Source organism: Providencia sp. PROV122 (assembly GCF_028482365.1).
In the GTDB taxonomy this organism is placed as follows: domain Bacteria; phylum Pseudomonadota; class Gammaproteobacteria; order Enterobacterales; family Enterobacteriaceae; genus Providencia; species Providencia stuartii.
This window is the reverse complement of the sequence record NZ_JAMPQI010000049.1, coordinates 1-1,555: the sequence shown is the minus strand read 5'-3', so window position 1 is coordinate 1,555 and position 1,555 is coordinate 1. Positions and strand designations below refer to the sequence as shown.

General features: G+C 32.3%; 2 protein-coding genes and 1 pseudogene. 2 read left to right on the top strand and 1 reads right to left on the bottom strand.

The genetic code is table 11. The features are described from left to right. Positions 1-493, top strand: a 493-nt coding sequence (locus tag PSE69_RS19220; protein WP_272675320.1) for a recombinase family protein, incomplete at its 5' end; no start/stop codon positions are given. 99 nt (positions 494-592) lie between these two features. Further along, entirely contained in the window at positions 593-733 is a 141-nt protein-coding gene (locus PSE69_RS19215) for a hypothetical protein (protein ID WP_163761883.1), read from the top strand. Positions 734-870: 137 nt separating this feature from the next. Here PSE69_RS19215 and PSE69_RS19210 read toward each other — a convergent pair. Beyond that, positions 871-1,555 (bottom strand): annotated as a pseudogene (locus PSE69_RS19210) (hypothetical protein); the annotation flags it as partial.

Here is a 1,555-nt window from a genome sequence, read left to right as displayed (position 1 = left end):
CATTGAAAATGAATCAGGTTCACGTTTAGATCGCCCAGAGTTGTTTCGGCTTCTTAAGGATTGTCAAACTCAAGATATTTTATTAATTGAAGATGTTGACCGGCTCTCTAGGTTAACTATGGATGATTGGAATAAATTGAAAAAAATGATCCACCAAAAAGATATCCGTGTCATGGCTATTAATGTACCGACAACTTGGCTATCTGCAAATATGAATGATTTTGATAGTCGACTGTTTGCCGCTATTAACGATATGTTACTTGATATGTTAGCCGCAGTTGCACGACGTGATTATGAGCAACGTCGTGAAAGACAAAAACAGGGAATAGAAAAAGCTAAAAAAGAAGGAAAATATAAAGGCCGTCAGGTAAATCAAAATCGATATGATGCAATCAACCGTTTACTAGATAGCGGCCACTCATGGAGCCAAGTTCAAAAAGTTTTAGGCTGTAGCAGAGGTACTATAAGTCGAGCAATTAAACAGCCTATTTAAAGAAAGTAAAAATTGAATTTATAATGAGCATAGACGTATGCCAATACATTAAATTTGTATAATCATCATTTAGGTATTTTAAAAAGAAAGGGGTTTAAAATGAGTATTTTTAGTAAAATCAAAAAAATAGAAAACAAACATAGTATAAAAATACACGAAGGCGAAAATTTTAAGCAAGCGTTGTACAATGGACATATAAGTGATACTGATGATCATATAATCAATATAAAAAAGCGTTAATCACATTGATATAGATACTGTAATTATATATTTTAGAGCGTTGTATGTTTTCCCTATAGATTTTTTCGATAAAATATAAAAAATGGTCACTTTATAAAATAATATAAAGTGACCATCTGTTAAAAATAAAAATATCTTTACATCCCATAAATATTGGGATCGAAAATAACAGTAACAACCCCTCGATATGTATCAGGTCGAGTCATTAACATTGTATCGACATTTCGCTGATTAATTAAAAAATCAATACTACCGTTACGATTACTCCCTATATGTTGTGATATAAAGATATTCGAATTATCTTTTTGAATAGACATAGGAGCATGAATCACACGATTATTTGTTTGTTGGCTAATAATATTATCAGGCAATGTTAAATAAGATTGAATAGGTACAAGCTGTTCATTTTTATCACTTTTCAATGCACAATTCTCACCTATCTCATACTCACATTGCAAATAAACAGTAAAAGCGCCACTAGAGGATAATTGAAAATTACTTTTAGCTGTCATTTCAGGTGTGATCCTACTAACCATCCAACGCTTCCAGTTATTTCTTCCTTGCTCTTGTGTACATACTTTACCATTTTTGCAGGGTTCCAATGCTAGAATACGATCATCAGGAGATGTTTTGACAATTAAGTCATGATTAACTATGAGTCTAAGATTAATATCAACAATTCCATCACTGGCCAGATAATTATCACCAAAATCAAAATCACCACCGGGTCCAACGCTAAAAGAAATTTTACCGTCATATATACCAGAACCAACAGTTAAAAGAGAATCTTTGGCTTTTAATGAATAGCCGATGCTCATCTGG